The 17,746-nt window shown below is 59.9% G+C and carries 17 protein-coding genes and 2 pseudogenes; 9 read left to right on the top strand and 10 right to left on the bottom strand.

Going from position 1 to position 17,746, the window contains the following annotated elements; translation table 11 throughout:
- Positions 1–37 precede the first annotated feature (37 nt).
- On the bottom strand, positions 38–307 hold the full coding sequence (locus BN1800_RS21720) for an acylphosphatase (RefSeq protein ID WP_087000993.1): 270 nt from the start codon (positions 305–307) through the stop codon (positions 38–40).
- 82 nt (positions 308–389) lie between these two features.
- Between BN1800_RS21720 and scpB the strand changes: the two are divergent.
- Positions 390–817, top strand: a pseudogene (gene scpB / locus BN1800_RS42610) (SMC-Scp complex subunit ScpB); the annotation flags it as partial.
- On the opposite strand, the gene BN1800_RS21710 reads toward scpB, so the two are convergent.
- Entirely contained in the window at positions 785–2,134 is a 1,350-nt protein-coding gene (locus tag BN1800_RS21710; RefSeq protein ID WP_179213849.1) for an RNA-guided endonuclease InsQ/TnpB family protein, read from the bottom strand. The pseudogene scpB and the gene BN1800_RS21710 overlap by 33 nt on opposite strands.
- A 3-nt stretch (positions 2,135–2,137) precedes the next feature.
- Here BN1800_RS21710 and tnpA point away from each other — a divergent pair.
- Positions 2,138–2,488 (top strand): annotated as a pseudogene (gene tnpA, locus BN1800_RS21705) (IS200/IS605 family transposase); the annotation flags it as partial.
- A 140-nt stretch (positions 2,489–2,628) separates the two neighbouring features.
- Here tnpA and BN1800_RS21700 read toward each other — a convergent pair.
- The 6 genes from BN1800_RS21700 to BN1800_RS21675 all read right to left on the bottom strand — a co-directional run bounded on the left by BN1800_RS21700 (position 2,629) and on the right by BN1800_RS21675 (position 8,371).
- A complete protein-coding gene (locus tag BN1800_RS21700; RefSeq protein WP_179213848.1) occupies positions 2,629–2,886 on the bottom strand; it encodes an HVO_A0114 family putative DNA-binding protein in 258 nt (85 codons plus the stop codon).
- Positions 2,887–3,058: 172 nt separating this feature from the next.
- Positions 3,059–3,973, bottom strand: coding sequence for a sugar phosphate isomerase/epimerase family protein (locus BN1800_RS21695; RefSeq protein ID WP_087000989.1), 915 nt, complete (start codon positions 3,971–3,973; stop codon positions 3,059–3,061).
- 30 nt (positions 3,974–4,003) lie between these two features.
- Positions 4,004–5,134 (bottom strand): sn-glycerol-3-phosphate import ATP-binding protein UgpC, encoded by a 1,131-nt coding sequence (locus tag BN1800_RS21690; RefSeq protein WP_087000987.1) that lies wholly within the window; start codon positions 5,132–5,134, stop codon positions 4,004–4,006.
- A 30-nt stretch (positions 5,135–5,164) separates the two neighbouring features.
- Positions 5,165–6,052 carry an ABC transporter permease subunit gene (locus BN1800_RS21685; RefSeq protein WP_027513073.1) on the bottom strand — a complete coding sequence of 296 codons (888 nt, stop codon included), beginning with the start codon at positions 6,050–6,052 and terminating at the stop codon, positions 5,165–5,167.
- A 7-nt stretch (positions 6,053–6,059) separates the two neighbouring features.
- Positions 6,060–6,950, bottom strand: coding sequence for a carbohydrate ABC transporter permease (locus BN1800_RS21680; RefSeq protein ID WP_087000985.1), 891 nt, complete (start codon positions 6,948–6,950; stop codon positions 6,060–6,062).
- A 77-nt stretch (positions 6,951–7,027) separates the two neighbouring features.
- Entirely contained in the window at positions 7,028–8,371 is a 1,344-nt protein-coding gene (locus tag BN1800_RS21675; protein ID WP_087000983.1) for an extracellular solute-binding protein, read from the bottom strand.
- Positions 8,372–8,650: 279 nt separating this feature from the next.
- On the opposite strand from BN1800_RS21675, the gene BN1800_RS21670 reads away from it, so the two are divergent.
- From BN1800_RS21670 to BN1800_RS21660, 3 genes are read left to right on the top strand one after another with little or no spacing between them, the layout of a single operon-like run.
- Positions 8,651–10,147: a sugar ABC transporter ATP-binding protein gene (locus tag BN1800_RS21670; RefSeq protein ID WP_087000981.1), complete on the top strand. Its 1,497-nt coding sequence runs from the start codon at positions 8,651–8,653 to the stop codon at positions 10,145–10,147.
- Between the two features lie 17 nt (positions 10,148–10,164).
- On the top strand, positions 10,165–11,229 hold the full coding sequence (locus BN1800_RS21665) for an ABC transporter permease (protein WP_087000978.1): 1,065 nt from the start codon (positions 10,165–10,167) through the stop codon (positions 11,227–11,229).
- Positions 11,230–11,269: 40 nt separating this feature from the next.
- Complete coding sequence (locus BN1800_RS21660) at positions 11,270–12,370, top strand: ABC transporter substrate-binding protein (protein WP_087000976.1); 1,101 nt, start codon at positions 11,270–11,272, stop codon at positions 12,368–12,370.
- 98 nt (positions 12,371–12,468) lie between these two features.
- Here the strand turns inward: BN1800_RS21660 and BN1800_RS21655 are convergent, their stop codons facing one another.
- Positions 12,469–13,491 (bottom strand): LacI family DNA-binding transcriptional regulator, encoded by a 1,023-nt coding sequence (locus BN1800_RS21655; RefSeq protein ID WP_087000974.1) that lies wholly within the window; start codon positions 13,489–13,491, stop codon positions 12,469–12,471.
- 199 nt (positions 13,492–13,690) lie between these two features.
- Here BN1800_RS21655 and BN1800_RS21650 point away from each other — a divergent pair, with 199 nt between their 5' ends.
- From BN1800_RS21650 to BN1800_RS21635, 4 genes are all read left to right on the top strand, one after another.
- On the top strand, positions 13,691–14,494 hold the full coding sequence (locus BN1800_RS21650; protein ID WP_027513080.1) for a transporter substrate-binding domain-containing protein: 804 nt from the start codon (positions 13,691–13,693) through the stop codon (positions 14,492–14,494).
- Between the two features lie 68 nt (positions 14,495–14,562).
- Entirely contained in the window at positions 14,563–15,267 is a 705-nt protein-coding gene (locus BN1800_RS21645) for an amino acid ABC transporter permease (RefSeq protein WP_027513081.1), read from the top strand.
- The gene (locus tag BN1800_RS21640) at positions 15,264–15,923 is read left to right on the top strand and encodes an amino acid ABC transporter permease (RefSeq protein ID WP_027513082.1); all 660 of its coding nucleotides are present in this window, start codon (positions 15,264–15,266) and stop codon (positions 15,921–15,923) included. Before BN1800_RS21645 ends, BN1800_RS21640 begins: the two co-directional genes overlap by 4 nt.
- Positions 15,904–16,635, top strand: coding sequence for an amino acid ABC transporter ATP-binding protein (locus BN1800_RS21635; protein WP_087000973.1), 732 nt, complete (start codon positions 15,904–15,906; stop codon positions 16,633–16,635). Before BN1800_RS21640 ends, BN1800_RS21635 begins: the two co-directional genes overlap by 20 nt.
- Before the next feature lie 49 nt (positions 16,636–16,684).
- Here BN1800_RS21635 and BN1800_RS21630 read toward each other — a convergent pair whose 3' ends face one another.
- Positions 16,685–17,704: a LacI family DNA-binding transcriptional regulator gene (locus BN1800_RS21630; RefSeq protein ID WP_179213847.1), complete on the bottom strand. Its 1,020-nt coding sequence runs from the start codon at positions 17,702–17,704 to the stop codon at positions 16,685–16,687.
- Between the last annotated feature and the right edge of the window lie 42 nt (positions 17,705–17,746).

The following is a 17,746-nucleotide window of genomic DNA, read 5'->3' as shown; positions in this document are numbered from 1 at the left end:
AGGAGACGCGCGAGCAGCCCCAAAGAGCCAGTCGAGGCTAGTCGGTTCCGCGGTCAACCGGTGCGCGGTGTATCGTCTCGACCCAGACATCGATGGGCCCGAGAGAGCATCCCATCTCCATCATGTCGATCAGTTCCACCGGCCCCGCGACCTCGAGTTCGATCCGGTTGGGGCCGGTATGAGATATAGCCTGTGCGAGTCCGAGCTTGGCGGCATGGCGTCGGATCCAGGGAACGAAGGAGGCCGCATCAAGATTGCCAAGGATCGTCATCCGCTCCCGCAAGTCGCTCTGATGTTGCTTCGTCATGAAAGGCCTCATGCTTGGTGTCTTGGTGCAGCATAACGCCCGAGTGAACTTATGGAAGGGTGCGCATCAAAGCGAGGTGAGAATGCGCGTTCCGGCTGGGGTTGAAACTCGAACGGTCGAGGCGGTGATCTTCGCCTCAACGGAACCGGTGACGCGGAAGACAACGGCGGGGGTGTGGGACGAGCCTGCAGCAGCGACCTTTTGGTCGACGACCTCGTGGAAGACCTGCGTGATTGTCCCTACGAGCTAGTCTCCGTCGCCAGCGGCTGGCAGCATCGCACCCGCATGCGTTTTGCCGAGGCGCTCCGCGCTTCTTCGGCACCCGACCCGGTCAGCCGCCGCGGCGCTGTCCGAAGTCGAGGCGATGGTGCTGGTGGGCTATCTCCAGCCGATGACCCGTGGCGAGCTGTCGAAGATTTTTGGCAAGGAAATCAACAGCGACGAACTCTGCGTGGCGCGGGCTTCGTTTCCTCCGGGTCAAGCAGCCCGACGCCCGGAGCGCCGTACACCTAACTGACGATGGAGTATTTCCTCGCCGCCTTCGCCACGATCAGGAGGCGCGCGAAAGCACCGCCAGATCGAGGGTGATTTAACATCTTCCCCGCCGAAGGAAGGGATTTTCAGGGGCGGCTTTAGGCCGCCCTTTCGAGTCCTCGGCTCCCGCCGGAAGTCTCCGACGCCGCCGATGGCAGTGTTCCCGCCAGGAGTATGTTGACCGCCGCGTTGACGTCGGCGTGGTCTGCGTGTTCCGCAGGAGAGGCAGAGGAACTTCGCTTGGTTTTCGCGGTTTGCCTTGTCCCTCGACCCACACTTTGAGCAGGTCACGGACGTGTATCGCGGATCGACCTTCACGACGGTTCCGCCGAGGAAGGCAAGCTTGTAGGTCAGCAACAGCTCGAAGCGGTACCACGCCGCCGCGAGGATCGAGCGATTGAGGCCAGCCTTCTGGGCGACGTTCCTGCCCGGCTCCTCGACGGTCCCTTTCGCCGAGGCGCTCATGTTCCTGATCTTCAGGTCCTCGAGGACGGCCGTCCCGAAGCGCCGCGCGATGCGCGTCGTCGTCACGTGTTGCCAGTGCAGCCGTTGGCGCGCCGCCTTCGCCGCAATCCGCGCGGCGTGGCGTCTCGCCTTGGCCTGGCGCTTCGAACGGCTCTTGCGCCGTGCGGCTGTCCGCTGCCACTGCTTATGGCGGTCGTCGAGGTTGGACGGCGGCATCGCGTGCATCTCGCCGGTGGAGAGCGCGAAGGTGTTGACGATGCCGCGGTCGATACCGACGGGCGGATTGTCGTTTGCCGGCGTCTCGTGTTCGAACGCGCAGGAAAAGACGATGTGCCATCCGTTGGCCGCGCGCACGACCGTGACGTTGCCGACCGCGCCCCTGATCGGGCGGGTGTAGCGGAACTTGACGTCGCCGATTTTCGGGAGCCGCACCCGCGCCCACTTCGCGTTCAGCACCGCGATTGCGCCGACGCGGCTCGACGGGAAGCGCAACGCGTCGTTGACGAACTTGCGCCGCGGCTTCGGGTACCCCGCCCGTCCGGCAAAGAAATTCCGGAACGCCTGGTCAAGGTCACGCAGCGCCTGTTGCTGCGCGTCGATCGGGCATTCCGCCACCCACAGCACCTCGGCGCGGATCGCCGTCAGCTCGCGCGCCTGGGACGGGTAGGAGATGGTCTTTCCCTCGGCCTTCCTGAACTGCCGCCAGAAGGAGGATCGCTGCTCAAGGGCGATGTTGTAGACGAGGCGCACGACGCCGCAGCAGCGGGCGAAGAATTCCGCCGTCTGCGGGTCAGCGTAAATCCTGTACTTGTACGCGCGGTTCGGCATGCGATGGTTGTAGCAATCGGCCGGCGGCATTTGCAATATTATCGCACGGGACGACATCGTGTCTTTGCGTTGCACGTTCATTTGGTCTTCGTCACCAGGTACAGGCGGGATGTGCTGTCGGAACGCGCCGTGGCCGACCTGTCGCGCATCTTCGCGAAGCTATGGTCCGACGTCGATGCAGAATGCGTGTCGTGCAACGGCGAAGACGATCACCTCCATCTGCTGGTCAACTATCCTGCGACCGTCCAGCTGTCGAAGCGCGTCAACACTCTCAAGGGTGTGTTGTGGTCGCCGTCATATTTCGCCGCGTCATGCGGCGGCGCGCCCTTGGACATTGTCCGGCAGTATGTCGAGACCCCAAAGGGCGCCCGCTTCCTCCCCGCAATGAAGGACGGGGAGGAAGCGCGCGGTTCCGATGATCGTAGGCACGCGAGGTACGATACGCCCGTGATCTCCGCCTTCAAGTTCCACCAACCCGTACCGCGCCATTGTCTTTAGCGTTCGCGAGAGGTCGGACTTGGGCGGCCCGAGAGGGTTTCGAGTTCGGCCAGGGACCCGGGCTTGCGCTGCGCGATCAGGTCGAGCAACGCATGGTTCCGCGCCGAGAGAATCTTGGCGAAACTTTCGAGCGATGTGAACCACATGGTTGGATCGTCCCTGTCAGGCTTCTGCTCTCCCCGCGCGATTGTCATAGTCCGAGCCTTCATCTGCTCATACGATGCCACCCCCACTCGAAGCGTTCGTTCTGTCATCAGATCACTCCTCGTTCGTGAATCATCGAATCCACTTCTGTCCTTAAGTCTTCAGCGTTCCGGCGTCGAAGCCAGGGCCACTAACTATAGCGGTCAGGCGACCTCCGCCATCATCAGGTCCGATCGCCAACCTCGGACACAGAGGTGCCGCCACGAACTTCGCGCGTTGTTCTTAGGCAGCCCATTGCTGCTTGAGCAATCCCGCAAGGCGTCTCGCCCTTTCCAAACACGCCGGATGCTGGTCACCAAAGCGTTCTGCGTTAATTTCCATGATCAGCGACGTGTCCGGAAGGAACGTAAGCGTGCTGAAGATGTCCTCCCAAGGAATGTCGCCCCAACCGATCGGCAAGTGCAGATCGCCGATACCGAGCGCGGTTGCCTCGGCCGGATGATAGAAACGCGTCATGGAATAGGGCAGGCCGAAGCTGTCATGCACATGCAGGTGACCGGTTACCGGAGCCATTGCGCGCAATTCTTCGAGGAAATCGAGATTGCGATAGGTCGACTCAATATAGGCATGCGAGAAGTCGATCAGCGCGACGACGTTGTCCGAGCCAATCGCCTTGACGGTTGCAGCCACTTCGCTCGGCGTCTGGCGGTACTGGCCGCTTTCAGTGGTGAAAATGTTTTCAAGTGCGATCCGTACGCCATAGTCCTTCGCGACATCGCCCATCTCGGCCAGCGCCTCGCGCTCCATTCGGTCGAGATCTGCGCCATTTTCGCCACCGGCAAGCTGCCCGGCACCCGAGTGATGGACGAGTATGCCCGCGCCCAGCCGATCGCACAGTTCGAGCATCGCCCGAACGACCTTCTTTTGCAGGTGCAGATGCTCGCGATCCATGAAGTTGGAGAGGATCTGGCCATGCAGCGATAATTTTTTGAAAGTGTACCGGCGAACGATATCGGCGAGGCGAAGCATCCTGTCCTCGATGATGCGCCCGCCGCTGATGATTTCCTCGGCATAGACGCCGATCTCGCAGGCATCGGCCCCCGTTTCGGCGATCTCCCGCAGCGAAGCGTCAAGCACACTCAAGTCGCCCTTGCCGGTCCGGTTGCAAAAGCCGACGGCGGAAATGATGTTGTTCATGCGGGTTTCTCCTGGAGGGAATTCAGAAAATCAGTGAACAATCGCCAGCTGCGAAACGCCGGCCACTTGTTGCGGGAAGCTCGAATTGATCTTGATGTCTATCCGGCGACCGCTATCGCGGTCGAAGACATGCAGTTGGGAGGGCGGCAATTCCAAACCTACTCGATCGCCGGGATGCACGCTCATGTGCTCGCCGATGACTGCTGCAAAAGGTACGCCATCGATCTCAGCATGGACGACGCGGCCAGAGCCGAGTTCCTCGATGAAATCTATCGTCGCCGGGACGCCGCGGCCGTCCGCCGAAACGGTGCATTGCTCCGGCCGGATGCCGATCGTGACATCTCTGCCCCGCAAGCTGGCCGCCAGAACAGGGTCGACGGGCACCTGCGCGCCGCCGAAACGCACCGAGGCCGCCTCGACTTCGACGCGCGTATTGAAGAGGTTCATCGCGGGGGCGCCGATGAAGGATGCGACAAATGTGCTTGCTGGCCGATGATAGATGTCGAGCGGCTGACCGACCTGCTCGACATGCCCCTTGTTCATGACTACCAGCTTGTCGGCAAGCGTCATCGCCTCGATCTGATCATGGGTGACGAAGATGGACGTTGCCGAAAGGCGCTGGTGCAGCTTGCGGATTTCCGCCCGCATGGTGACCCGCAGCTTCGCGTCGAGGTTCGACAGCGGCTCGTCGAACAGAAACACCTGCGGCTCACGGATGATGGCGCGCGCCATCGCGACGCGCTGACGCTGGCCGCCGGACAATGCTGCTGGTTTGCGCGCAAGATATTCGGAAAGGCCGACGATCTTTGCCGTCTCCTCGACGCGCGTTTCGCGCTCTGACTTTGACACACCGGCAACCTTCAGCGCATAGCCGATATTTTGGGCAACTGTCATATGCGGATAGAGCGCATAGTTCTGGAACACCATGGCGCAGCCGCGCTCACGCGGCTCGAGCCTATTGACGACGCGACCGCTGATTGCGATCTCGCCGGCGCTAATTTCCTCGAGTCCGGCGATCATGCGCAGAAGCGTGGACTTACCGCAGCCGGAGGGGCCAAGAATGACGACAAACTCGCCTGAGGCAAAAGAGAGGTCGATGCCATGCAGCGTCTGGGTCTTGCCGTAGGACTTGCGCACGGCGCGGATATCGATGTCAGCCATGTTTGAACCTCGTTTCTTTAAATCGCCGGATCACTTTTCGGTTGCGACCAGGCCACGGACGAACCAGCGTTGCAGCACCGCAACGACGATGAGCGGCGGCGCCATGATGATGAGCGACCCTGCAAGCGTGACATTCCAGTCGGGCAGGCCGTTTTCCGAAGGGAGCAGCGCGCTCAGCGACATCATTGTCGTCTTGTAGGCCGGGTCCGTGATCATCAGCAGCGGCCACAGATACTGGTTCCAGCCGTAAACGAACATGATCGTGGTGAGCGCCAGCATGTTGGTGCGCGAAAGGGGTACCAGCATGTCGACGAAAAAGCGCACGGGTCCGGAACCGTCCATGCGGGCGGCTTCGGCAAGTTCGTCCGGCAGCGTCATGAAGAATTGCCGGTAGAGAAATGTGCCTGTTGCGGTGGCAATCAGCGGCAGGGTGAGACCGGCGTAGGAATTAAGCAGGTTCCATTCGACCGAGACCTCAATGCCTGTCAGGGCCGAAATCAGCAATCGAAACGGCTGGAAAAGGTCGGCAGCCACGGCATAGGTCGGGACCACGCGAACTTCGAGCGGCAGCATCAGCGTGATGAACACGATCCAGAAGAAGAAGTGCTTGAGCGGCGTGCGAAAGAACACGATGGCAAAGGCTGTGCAGGCCGAAAGGGCCACTTTGCCGACGGTGACGAGGCAGGCCATGATCAGGCTGTTGATCATGGCCGAGCCGAGATTGGCGCGCGACCAGGCAGCAGAGGCATTTTCAAGGAAGCGGTCTTGCGGCAGGAAGTGGAACGGCACGCTGTTGATCTGTTGCAGCGTTTGACTGGCACCGGCCAGAATGACGAGGAACGGGCCGATCAACAGGATGAAGCCGAAGACCATCAACACGTAGGTCAGTGCATCGGCGATCGGGGTGCGCTGGATCATGATGGGCTCACTTGTAGTGCACGCGCTTCTCGATGAAGCGAAACTGGATGAATGTGAAGACCATGATCAGGCCGATCAGGACGATGCTCTGCGCCGAGGCGCCAGAGTAATTGAGCCCCTTGAAAGCCTCATCGACGATGCGAAACACCATGACCTCCGTGCCGTGATTGGGTCCGCCACTTGTCGTGCTGTGCACGATGCCGAAGGTGTCCGAACCGACGAACCCCTCCGTCATCATGATGACGAGTAGAAAGAACAGTGTCGGCGCCAGCAGCGGAACCTGGATATCGATCGCACGTCGGATCGGTCCGGCGCCGTCCATGGCAGCGGCTTCCGTCAGAGAGCGTGGCACGGATTGCAGGCCGGCCAACAGGAAGATGAAGGTGTAACCGGCCCATTTCCAAGCAAAGATGACGATGACGAGGATGAGCGCGTGGCTGCCGTATTTTGCCGGGTTCCAGAAATCGGGGAATGCGGCGTTGACCGAGGCCATCAGCCCGCGTTCGGGCGAAAGAATGAACCGGAAGGCCATGCCGGCGGCCGGTCCGGCGATTGCGTAGGGAAGGATATAGAGGAAACGGAATAGTCCCGAACCGGGGAGCCGCCGATCCACTGCAATTGCCAGAATGAGACCGACCAGGATGGTGAAGCAAGTCCCGCAAAGTGCGAAAACGAGGCTGACGGCGACAGAATTCCAATAGAAGGGATCGGAAAACACCTCGTCGAAATTCGTCAGCCCGACAAATTCCGCTGCCCCGCCAAAGGGGGGCTCCAGCGTGAAAGCCCACTTCATCACCGCGAGTGCCGGCCAATAGAAGAAAAGAAGGATCAGAAGAATCTGCGGCAGGGCGAAAAGGATTGGCAGCCACCAGCTTTTGAAAACGGCCCGCTTTTCCATGGATCAATCAAACCAATATATTTTGGGGACGAGAGCCTGCCTGCACCCGGCTGGCAGGCTCTTACTGCTTGCGAAACTCAGTTCAGCTTCTGGCCGGCATAGGTTTTTTCAAAGCGACGCAGCACGGCGTTGCCCCGCTCGGCGGCTTGGTCGAGTTCAGCCTGCACGTCGGCGTTCTGCATGAAAATCGCTTCCAGCGCCGTAGAGGCCTCCTTGCGGATCTGGGTGAAACCACCGAGGCGGATGCCGCGCGTGTTCTCCGAGGTCGGCGTGTAGGTCAGGCTGGCGATTGCGAGCTCGCGGCCCTTGTAGGGAGCCTTGTCGTAGAAACCGTTTGCCTTCATGCCCTCAAAGCCGGTCTTGGTGACAGGGATATAGCCAGTAACCGTCGACCACCATTGGGCCATTTCCGGCGTGGCGAGGAAGTTCAGGAAAGCGGCTGCGCCCTTGTATTCGGCTTCCGGACGACCGGCCATGACCCATAGCGAGGCACCGCCGACCAGCGAGTTCTGCCGCTGCGTGCCTTTCCAGACCGGTAGCATGGCGACTTCCCACTTGACGCCTTCCGGCAGCGTCTTGCCGATCGTACCGTGGTCAGCGATCGAGGTCTGGATCATCTGGCACGTCTGGGAGGTGAACGCGGGGACGATGTCCATGCCGAGCTGCTTCGTTTTGACGACGAACAGCTTCTCGTCGGCCATTTTCTTGAAGAACGCCACATGGTCGACGAACTTGGTCTTGTTGAAGACGAGTTCGGCGTCCAGACCCTGGTAGCCGTTGCCCTTGGTTGCGAGCGGCTGATTGTGGATGGCGGAAAATTGCTCCATCATCTGCCATGTATCGAAGTTAAAGCCGAGCGGGCATTCGAAACCCGCCGCCTTCAGCTTGCGGGCGGCGTCCTCGACCTGTTCCCAGGTTTCCGGCTTGAAGTCGATGCCGGCCTTCTGGAAGGCGTCGACATTGTAATAGAACATGGCGGTCGAAGAGTTGAACGGGAAGGAGTTTAATTCCCCTGCAGCCGTCGCGTAGTAATTGGCGATGCCGCTGAAATAGTTGGTCCAGTCGATCGTATAACCGTTGTCGGCCATCAGTTTCTTGGCCGGCACGAAGGCTCCGGAAAGCATCATGTCGAGCGTGCCCGCATCGTAGATCTGGGTGATCGCCGGCTGCTTCTTGGCGCGATAGGCGGCAATCGTGTTCTGAAGCGTCGTGTCGTAGCCGTTCTGCGAGGTGCAGATGATTTCGTAGTCCGCCTGCATGTCGTTGAACTTTTTGCAGGCGTCCTGTACGCGCTCGCCGAGATCGCCGGACAGGCCGTACCAGAATTCGAACTTGGTCTTCTCGGCATAGGCCGGACCAGCACCAAATGCGGTGGCGGCCAGGAGAGACGCCAGAGCTGATTGAAGAACAGTGAGTCTCATCGCAAGTGCTCCTTGGAAGTGTAACGATGACCCGCTGGCCCTTGGATTGCCACGGCTCGTTCGCTGCTTCAGCTAGCAGCCCAATGTGACAGTCAGCGCTAGTTTCCGTGAAACTTGGATGACGAACTTTGCAATTCCGTTTGTTTTGTTCGGTGTCGAGGCCACAAGCCATTGCGATGCCTTGATCGCAACCAACCGGCTTCTTAATTCCTGTTGACAGGATTGTTATCGATAACATACCATGGCTTGCAGGTTCACTGGGCTTTGGGAGGAGCGCCGATGACTAGCGAAAAGCTGCTGGAGTTTCGCTCCATCACCAAGGAGTTCGGCGGCACCCGGGCATTGTCTCAGGTATCCCTGAATCTGCACCGAGGCGAGATCCTCGCGCTTCTCGGAGAAAACGGCGCAGGCAAATCGACGCTCATCAAGACCTTGGCCGGCATCTATAAGCCGGACGGCGGCGATATTCAGTTCCGTGGTGAGCCTTATGTCCATCGGCCGCCAAAGCCAAACGAACGTCAGCCGGTTGCCTTTATCCACCAGGACCTTGGCTTGATCGAATGGATGACGGTCGGCGAAAATGTCGGATTGGCGCAGGGTTTCTCCATGCGTTCGCGCCTGATCGACTGGAGGCGGACGGAGGAGCGGGCCCGGGAGGCGTTGAACCTCGTCGGCTGCGATTTTGAGCCGTCGACGCGTGTCCAGGACCTCACCCGCACCGAAAAATCGCTTGTGGCGATCGCCCGCGCGCTCGCCGTAGAAGCGGACGTGCTTGTTCTCGACGAGCCGACCGCCAGCCTTCCAGCCGATGAGGTGGAACGCCTCTTCAACGCCATCCGTCCGCTGAAAGCGAGAGGGGTCGCGATGATCTACGTGTCGCATCGGCTCGATGAGATTTTCCGCATCGCCGATCGGGTTGCGGTCTTGCGCGACGGTCGCCTGGTCGGCGAGAAGCCGGTGGCACAGACGACGCCGGACGAATTGATTGAAATGATCGTCGGCCGAAAGGCGGACCAATTTTTCGCCAAAGCAGCTGGCAACCCGGGCGAGACGATCGTCAGTGTTCGGGACCTTGCCTGCCGCAGCGCCGGACCTGTTTCCTTCGACATCCGAAAAGGAGAGCTGCTTGGGTTGGTTGGTTTGCGCGGCGCCGGTCAAGAACTGATCGGCCGGGCACTCTTTGGCTGCGAAGCTTTTTCCGGCGCAGTAAATATCGGTGGGGCGGTACCGGACCTGTCGAGCCCGGTCGCGGCAATGAAGTCCGGCATAGGGCTGATCGCGCGCGACCGCACCGAAGAATCCATCGCCATGTCGCTGTCGCTTCGAGAAAACACCTTCATCAATCCTGCAGCCTCCGGACGCAGGCCCTTCTCTTTCCTCTCGCCGTTTAAGGAAGCTTCCCTGGCGCGCGCGATCGGGGAGAGTGTCGGGTTGCGGCCGAATGACCAGAGCCTGCCGATCGAAGCGCTGTCGGGGGGCAACCAGCAGAAAGTGGTGGTCGGCCGCTGGCTTGCAACCGACCGCAAGCTTCTGATCGCCGAGGATCCGACCGCAGGCGTCGATGTCGGTGCCAAGGCCGACATCTATCGGTTGATCGCCCGTGCGCTGGAGGCAGGTCTCGCGGTCGTCGTCGTGTCGACGGATTTCGAGGAAATTGCACATATCTGCCATCGTGCCCTGGTGTTTTCGCGCGGACGGATTGTGCGTGAATTGCAAGGTGCGGATTTAACCACATCGGCGGTGATCGCTGCCGCGTCGGCTTCAGAAGCCGCTTGAGTTCCGGGAGAAAGATAATGCAGTCGATCGAATCCACCGCCCTTGAGCCGACCCGAGCCGAGCTGGCAGGCCTCAGCTTCATGCAGAAACTGCTGCGGTTCCTGCCGGTTTACGGGCTGGTCATCCTTACTTTGCTGCTTATCGTGCTGTTTTCGCTTCTCCTGCCGCAGACCTTTCCGACGGTCCTCAATCTTCGCTCGATCGTTTCCGACAAGGCGATCATCGCCCTCCTGTCGCTGGCAGCAATGATCCCGATGGCTGCGGGCCGCATCGATCTCACTGTTGGCTACGGCATCGTGCTCTGGCACATTCTTGCGATCAGCCTGCAGACCGTGTTCGGCGTGCCGTGGCCGATTGCAGTTGTCATCGTGCTTGCGCTCGGCGCAGTCACCGGCTTCCTCAACGGTCTTCTGGTGGAGGTCGCGCGCATCGACTCGTTCATCGCAACGCTCGGCACCGGTACGGTTCTCTACGCGCTAGCACTTTGGCACACCGGCGGACGCCAGGTCGTCGGAGTCTTGCCGGAGGGCTTTTATTCACTGAACGGTACGATGGTGTTCGGCCTGCCGATCACCGGCTTTTATGTGCTGCTGCTTGCCCTCGTGCTCTGGCTCGTTCTCGAATATCTGCCGATTGGCCGCTACGTCTATGCGATCGGTGCCAATCCGAAAGCGGCGGCGCTGAACGGCATTCCGGTCCGCCGTTTTGTCATCGGCGCTTTTGTCTCGTCGGGCACGCTTGCCGCGCTTGCAGGCGTCCTGCTCGCCTCGAAGCTGCGTATCGGCCAGGCCAGTGTTGGCCTCGAATACCTGCTGCCGGCGCTCGTCGGCGCCTTTCTCGGCTCCACCACCATCAAGCCTGGACGGGTCAATGTCTGGGGCACCATGACCGGTGTCATCATTCTTGCTGTCGGCATTTCCGGCATCCAGCAAATCGGTGGCTCGTTCTTCGTTGAACCACTCTTCAACGGCATCACTCTGCTCGTGGCCATCGGCATCGCCGGTTACGCGCAGAGGAAGCGGGGTGCTGTCGGAAAAGCCGCGGTCCCAGGTCCAGTGTCTGGAAAGCCATCGAAAAACTGATCGCGCCCGGCGCGCACAATCTTCAAAGGGAGGAAGAACCATGAAACGCAGAACGCTTATCCAGAGTTCCGTCACCGTATTGGCCTTGATACTTGCGGGACCGGCGCTGGCGGATGCCATGTCCGACGCCAAGGCCGTGGTCGACAAATATGCGACCCGCGTCACCACCTGGGACGGTCCGAAGACAGGACCTAAGGCACAAGAAGGCAAGACGATCGTCGTACTCGCCGGCGATCTGAAGAACGGCGGCATCTTGGGTGTTACCACCGGCGTCGAGGAAGCCGCAGCCGCCATGGGTTGGCAGGTCAAGGTTCTCGACGGTGCGGGCTCGATCGGCGGCCGCACAGCAGCATTCGGCCAGGCCATGGCCCTGAAGCCCGCCGGGATTATCATCAACGGCTTCGATGCCGTCGAGCAGGCGCCGGCTCTTGAGCAGGCGAAGGCTGCAGGAATTCCGCTGGTTGCCTGGCATGCAGGGCCGGTGATCGGTCCTGACGAAAAAACCGGCCTTTTCGCCAACGTCAGCACCGACGCCATGGAGGTTTCCAAGTCGGCTGCAGATTGGGCCTATGCCGATGCGAAAGGCAAGCCGGGCGTCGTGATTTTCACCGATTCGACCTATGCGATTGCCATCGCCAAGGCCGACAGGATGAAAGAGGAGATTGAGAAACTCGGCGGCAAGGTTCTTGAATATGTCGACACGCCCATTGCCGAAACCTCCCAGCGCATGCCGCAGCTGACGACATCGTTGCTGCAGAAATACGGCGACCAGTGGACCCATTCGCTCGCCATCAACGATCTTTATTTCGACTTCATGGGCCCGTCACTGGCAGCTGCCGGCAAGGGCGGCACAGACGCGCCGATCAACGTCGCGGCCGGTGATGGCTCGGAATCGGCCTACCAGCGCATCCGCGCCGGGCAATTCCAGAAGGTTACGGTCGCCGAGCCGCTCAACCTGCAGGGCTGGCAGCTCGTCGACGAGCTGAACCGCGCCTTCGCCGGCGAACAATGGTCGGGTTATCTTTCCCCGCTCCATGTCGTCACCGCCGACAATGTCGAATTCGACGGCGGCCCCAAGAACGCGTTCGATCCGGAAAGCGGCTACCGCGACGAGTATAAAAAGCTCTGGGGCAAGATGTAACGGCCTTCCTCCCGGAAACTGGGCACCGCGAATGGTGCCATTTTTTTAGCACGTTGTGTCGCAAGCGATATCGAAAGAAGCGATGGGCACGCGATCGATCATGGTTTCGTCGTGGTGTTGCCCTGGATGAGCTGTATCTCAGCCCGCCACGACCTGTTCAGATGCACGTCTGCAAGTATATTCAAGAGCGCCTGAGCCGCTGCTTCTCCGATCGCGGCCCTCGGCACATCAATGGTTGTAAGCCTAGTTCGCACCGTGTTGGGTATGGACGTGCCGTTAAATCCCACCACCGACATCTGCTCCGGGACCGCTATTCCCGCTTCGTGCAGATAGGAGAGGCCACCAAGCGCCATCGCGTCATTCAGGAAGTGAATCGCCTGGATCTCGGGATGCTTGCGGATCAGTTGCTGCGTCAGGGCGCGTCCTGTTTCGGCTTGTCTCGGCCGGTTTTCACAAACCATGCTGATCACGTCGATATTGGCGCTCGCAAGCGATGACCGCAAGGCAAGGTAGCGCCAGCGGGCGCACAGATCCTTCTCCAATTCGGCTCCGACATAGGCAATGCGTCTAAGGCGGCGCTCGAGGAAATGCGCCGCAACGAGGCGCCCCGCCTCGGCGTGCGAAGGGCCAGCGCTGAAATCGAGATCTTCATTGTCGCAATCCCACAATTGAATCGCCGGGCAGTTGCGTCTTTCCAGCAATTTATCGGAAGCGGAGCTTCGCGCCATGCCGCCGTTCAGCAAGAGCCCTGCCGGACGGAACGACAGCATCTCCCGGATGAGGTCTGCTTCGATGCCGGGATCGAAATGGGATTCCCCAATGAATGTATGAAGCCCTCTTGGCCGGAGGATGGCGTTTACCCCGCTCAGCACTTCGGAAAAAACGATGTCGCTGATCGATGGGATGATCACCGCTACCATCCGGCTCTTGCGCGAACTCAATGATCCCGCAAGGTTGTTCGGCAGATAGCCAAGCTCGTCTGCGGCACGCCTCACCCTCTGCCGCGTCTCCTCGGAAATGTTGCCGACGCCTCGCATTACCTTTGAGACCGTCATGCTACTGACGCCCGCCTTTGCAGCCACATCAAGCAGCGTGACGATCCTCGCCCTATCCTGTGCCATTTGCCCCATCCCGTGCCGTGAAAAGCAAACTAGCTTGACATGCCATTTGTTATCGATAACATTAAGGAGGTTAACGATAACCTTTGCGTTGTTGGGATGCAATGCCTGGTGCAAGGGGAATCGGGGAGGCGAGCGATGGGGCGGTTCTGTCGCTTCGCATGCGGCAGCAAGAGCCCAGTCAAATCAGGTGGAGGAAGTCATGAAAGTTTTCAATTCTATGCGCGCGGTTGTAACAGCAGTCGCAATCGGCATCACGGCCCTGGCCATGACCGCCGAAGCCAGGGCGGTCACGCTCAATGACATCATATCACGCGGCACGGTTCGGATCGGCGTCCTGACCGGTGCGCCGCCCATGGGCATGGTGGACGAAAAGGGTAATCCTACCGGCTACGACGTTGACGTCGCCAACTTGATTGCCGGATATCTCTCGCTGCCTGTTGAACTCGTACCATTGACGCCGCCGGCCCGCATTCCGGCACTCCAGACCGGTAAGGTCGATTTCCTCGTTGCGACGCTGGCCCCGACGGGTGAACGGGCAAAAACCGTCATGTTTACCCAGCCCTACAGCGCCTTCAACATGGACATCATATCAGGTCCCGACCAGAAGTTTGCGAGCCTTGCCGATCTTCAGGGCAAGCGCGTTGCGGTCAATCGGGGTTCGTCACAGGAAACCGCGCTCCGCAAGGCGGCCGTCCCGGACTTGGAAATCGTAGTTTTCGAGGACGACTCCACCAGTGCGCAGGCGCTGATTGCCGGTCAGGCGGATGCGGTTGCACTGCCGTCGACTGTGGGTGAAGCGATCATCAAGCAGCGTCCTGACGCTGGCCTGCAGGTCGGCTTCACCTTCTTCCAGCAAGGCAATTCGATGGCGACGAAGCTGGAGGACCTCGAACTGCGTCAGTGGCTGAATACGTCGATCTATCTGATGAAGATCTCCGGCGATCTCGACAAGATTGCGACGAAATGGACAGGCCGTCCGATGCCGACCCTTCCGTCCTTCTGATTGAGCTTGCACACGAGCCTGCCGGTGACATCGGCCGGCAGGCCGCGAAATTTCGACGGAGCTCACTTATGTCCTATACATTTCAATTCGGCGTACTGGCGCAGTATCAGGGCGAAATCCTGAGTGGCATCTGGCTGACGATCAAGTTGTCGGTCCTTTCGATCATTCTCGGCTCAGTGGCTGGTGTCATGCTTGCATCTCTGCGCTCCATAAAGGGCGGCGCGGTGCGGTATCTTGTCGATGCCTATGTCGAAGTGATCCGCAATACGCCGTTTCTGGTCCAGCTCTTTATTGTCTATTTCGGCCTGCCTGGACTTGGTATTCGCGTGGGCGCCGATACGGCGGCACTGATCGGCATGACCATCAATCTTGCCGCCTATTCGACGGAAATCATCCGCGCCGGCATCGAGGCTGTGCATAAATCTCAGATTGAAGCAGGCGAGGCGCTCGGTTTCACGCGCTTCCAGATCTATCGCCACGTCATCCTGGTGCCGGCCGTTGCCAAGGTTTATCCGGCACTGTGCAGCCAGTTCGTGTTGATGATGCTGGCCTCCAGCATCTGCTCGGCAATTTCGACCCATGAACTTGCCGCCTCGGCCGCCTTCGTCGAATCGCAAACCTACCGGTCTTTCGAAGTCTATATTGTAGTCACGCTGATTTATCTCGCGCTGGCCCTGGCGCTGCGCGCAGGCTTGGCGCTCCTCGGCATGCGGCTTTTCGGCCGGCGGGTTGCCCGCCGTACGATGACGGCCCTGCCGGAGGTGCCGGCATGACGCTGAGAACATTCGGTTTCAATGAATTCGGTTTTCTGCTGCAAGCGCTGCAATGGACCATTCTCCTGACGGTCATCGCGCTGATCGGCGGAGGTCTGCTCGGCTTTGCCGTAGCGCTTGCCCGAACCTCGCCCGTCAAGGCCATGCGCTTTGCCGCAGGTTCCTATATCCAGGTCATCCAGGGCATTCCGGTGCTGATGATCCTGTTTTTGTCCTATTATGGCCTCAGCCTTGCCGGGCTTGAATTGCCGCCGCTCTTTGCCGCGGGCGCATCGATGACGATTTACGCGTCAGGTTATCTCGCGGAAATCTGGCGCGGCTGCATTCAGGCGGTGCCGAAGCAACAATGGGAAGCGTCGCAATCGCTTGCCATGACCCGGTTGCAACAATACCGCTACATCATCCTGCCGCAGGCGATCCGCGTCTCGCTGCCGCCAACCGTCGGCTTTGCGGTGCAGGTGGTCAAGAATACTTCGATCACCTCGATCATTGGCTTCGTCGAACTGGCCCGAGCAGGTCAGCTTGTCAACAACACGACGTTCCAGCCCTTCCGCGTCTTCATCGCGGTGGCCGGTCTCTATTTCGTCGTCTGCTATCCATTGTCCCAGCTGTCGCGTTGGCTGGAGAGGAGGTTTCATGCCGGAAGTAATCGTTGAAAATGTTCACAAGAGCTTCGGTGCGCTCGAAGTTCTCAAGGGGGTATCGCTGAGCGTCGGGCGCGGGGAGGTCTTCGCTCTGATCGGCCGGTCCGGTTCTGGTAAGAGCACACTGCTACGGTGCATGAACGGCCTGGAAAAGATCAATTCCGGCCGCATCGAGATCGCCGGCCATGCGCTTGGAGGAGACGCAAAGGCGCTGCGAAGCCTGCGCACCGATGTCGGCATCGTCTTCCAAAGCTACAACCTCTTTCCGCATTTGACTGTAGGCGAGAACATCATGCTGGCGCCCCGCATTGTCAAAGACGTTGCGAAAGCGGAGACACGGGAGATAGCTCGCGAGGTCCTTCAACTCGTAGGCCTATCGGAAAAATTCGATGCCTATCCGGACCAGCTTTCTGGCGGCCAGCAACAGCGGGTGGCGATTGCCCGTTCGCTTGCGATGCGGCCGAAGGTGATGCTCTTCGACGAAGTCACCTCTGCGCTCGATCCGGAACTGACCGAGGAAGTGCTGGTGGTCATGGAAAAACTGGCCCGCGACGGCATGACCATGATACTTGTCACGCATGAGATGGGTTTTGCGCGGCGGGTGGCCACGCAGACGATCTTCATGCACAAGGGCACGATCTGGGAGCAGGGGGCATCCAAGGAGTTGTTCGCTAATCCACAGACGCCGGAGTTGAGGCAGTTTGTGAAATCGGACGTCAAGTAGTCCTGACACAGCGGGCCTGGAGAAAATCTGCTTCCGGCCCGCAGATCCATCAGCGGCTTGTTTGGCGCAGGATCAAGTCCGGCCGGATCGTTATCAGTCCCGCGCTGTCCGAAAGCGTCCCGTCCAAGACGTCGAGAATGAGCCGCGCCGTTTTCGCTCCGATTTCAGCTGCGAAGGCGTTGATCGTTGTCAGACTAGGGACGCAAATTGCGCCGATCTCATAGTCGCCGAAGCCGCCGATGGCGATCTGGTCCGGCACCGCAATGCCGCGCCTTTGACATTCGGTAAGCGCGCCGAAGGCGGAAAGATCAGAGACGCAGATCACCGCTTCGGTATCTGGAAAATGCTCCAGCAACCGGCCCATCGCGTTCGCGCCCTCGCGCATTGAAATCGGTGGCGGCCCGGCGGCAATCAGCCGCGTCGCGTCCAGCCCGTGATCCTCCATCGCAGTGATGAAGCCGCCCCGCCGATCGCTGCCGCGCGTGTCGCGGTCAGCATCGCCACCGATGAAGGAGATCTTCCGATAGCCAACAGTGACAAAATGATCGATCATCTTGCGTACAGCCAGGGCATTGGAAAAGCCAACCACGTGTCCAATCGGTTCTTCCGGAAGATCCCAGGTTTCAATGACAGGGATGCCAGCATTCGACAGCAGTTTGCGGGCTCGGGGCGTATGTTTGCCGCCCGTCACCACGATTGCTTCCGGTTTGCGCCGCAAGAGCTGCTCGATCAGCCGCTCCTCTTCACGAACGTCGTAGTTCGTGTAGCCGAGGAGGACCTGCAAACCCTTATCCGACAAACCGTCCGACAGTGCCCGAACCGTATCGGCGAAATTGGCATTGTTGATCGATGGGATCGTGACTGCCACGAAGTCGGTGCGCTGCGATCGCAGATTGGAAGCCGTACTGTCGAAGACGTAACCAAGTTCCTCGGTTGCGCGCAGCACAGCCTCGCGCGTCTCCTGGCTGACGGAGGTGTCGCGCTTGAAAGCGCGCGACACCGTCATCGGCGACACGCCTGCCATACGGGCGACATCCGCCATGGTTGGTGGCTTACGAATATTGGGCATTTGCATCCATGTTATCGTTACCAGACCACTACAACCATGTTT

Origin of the sequence: Rhizobium sullae (assembly GCF_900169785.1) — a bacterium.
Lineage (GTDB): Bacteria > Pseudomonadota > Alphaproteobacteria > Rhizobiales > Rhizobiaceae > Rhizobium > Rhizobium sullae.
The sequence above is the reverse complement of the archived record's forward strand: the minus strand, read 5'-3'. Positions and strand labels throughout refer to the sequence as shown.

Excerpts from the sequence above, each read along its gene's own strand:
- BN1800_RS21720 (WP_087000993.1), bottom strand. The coding sequence starts at position 307 with ATGACGAAGCAACATCAGAGCGACTTGCGGGAGCGGATGACGATCCTT.
- BN1800_RS21710 (WP_179213849.1), bottom strand. The coding sequence starts at position 2,134 with ATGCCGAACCGCGCGTACAAGTACAGGATTTACGCTGACCCGCAGACG.
- BN1800_RS21700 (WP_179213848.1), bottom strand. The coding sequence starts at position 2,886 with ATGACAGAACGAACGCTTCGAGTGGGGGTGGCATCGTATGAGCAGATG.
- BN1800_RS21695 (WP_087000989.1), bottom strand. The coding sequence starts at position 3,973 with ATGAACAACATCATTTCCGCCGTCGGCTTTTGCAACCGGACCGGCAAG.
- BN1800_RS21690 (WP_087000987.1), bottom strand. The coding sequence starts at position 5,134 with ATGGCTGACATCGATATCCGCGCCGTGCGCAAGTCCTACGGCAAGACC.
- BN1800_RS21685 (WP_027513073.1), bottom strand. The coding sequence starts at position 6,052 with ATGATCCAGCGCACCCCGATCGCCGATGCACTGACCTACGTGTTGATG.
- BN1800_RS21680 (WP_087000985.1), bottom strand. The coding sequence starts at position 6,950 with ATGGAAAAGCGGGCCGTTTTCAAAAGCTGGTGGCTGCCAATCCTTTTC.
- BN1800_RS21675 (WP_087000983.1), bottom strand. The coding sequence starts at position 8,371 with ATGAGACTCACTGTTCTTCAATCAGCTCTGGCGTCTCTCCTGGCCGCC.
- BN1800_RS21670 (WP_087000981.1), top strand. The coding sequence starts at position 8,651 with ATGACTAGCGAAAAGCTGCTGGAGTTTCGCTCCATCACCAAGGAGTTC.
- BN1800_RS21665 (WP_087000978.1), top strand. The coding sequence starts at position 10,165 with ATGCAGTCGATCGAATCCACCGCCCTTGAGCCGACCCGAGCCGAGCTG.
- BN1800_RS21660 (WP_087000976.1), top strand. The coding sequence starts at position 11,270 with ATGAAACGCAGAACGCTTATCCAGAGTTCCGTCACCGTATTGGCCTTG.
- BN1800_RS21655 (WP_087000974.1), bottom strand. The coding sequence starts at position 13,491 with ATGGCACAGGATAGGGCGAGGATCGTCACGCTGCTTGATGTGGCTGCA.
- BN1800_RS21650 (WP_027513080.1), top strand. The coding sequence starts at position 13,691 with ATGAAAGTTTTCAATTCTATGCGCGCGGTTGTAACAGCAGTCGCAATC.
- BN1800_RS21645 (WP_027513081.1), top strand. The coding sequence starts at position 14,563 with ATGTCCTATACATTTCAATTCGGCGTACTGGCGCAGTATCAGGGCGAA.
- BN1800_RS21640 (WP_027513082.1), top strand. The coding sequence starts at position 15,264 with ATGACGCTGAGAACATTCGGTTTCAATGAATTCGGTTTTCTGCTGCAA.
- BN1800_RS21635 (WP_087000973.1), top strand. The coding sequence starts at position 15,904 with ATGCCGGAAGTAATCGTTGAAAATGTTCACAAGAGCTTCGGTGCGCTC.
- BN1800_RS21630 (WP_179213847.1), bottom strand. The coding sequence starts at position 17,704 with ATGCCCAATATTCGTAAGCCACCAACCATGGCGGATGTCGCCCGTATG.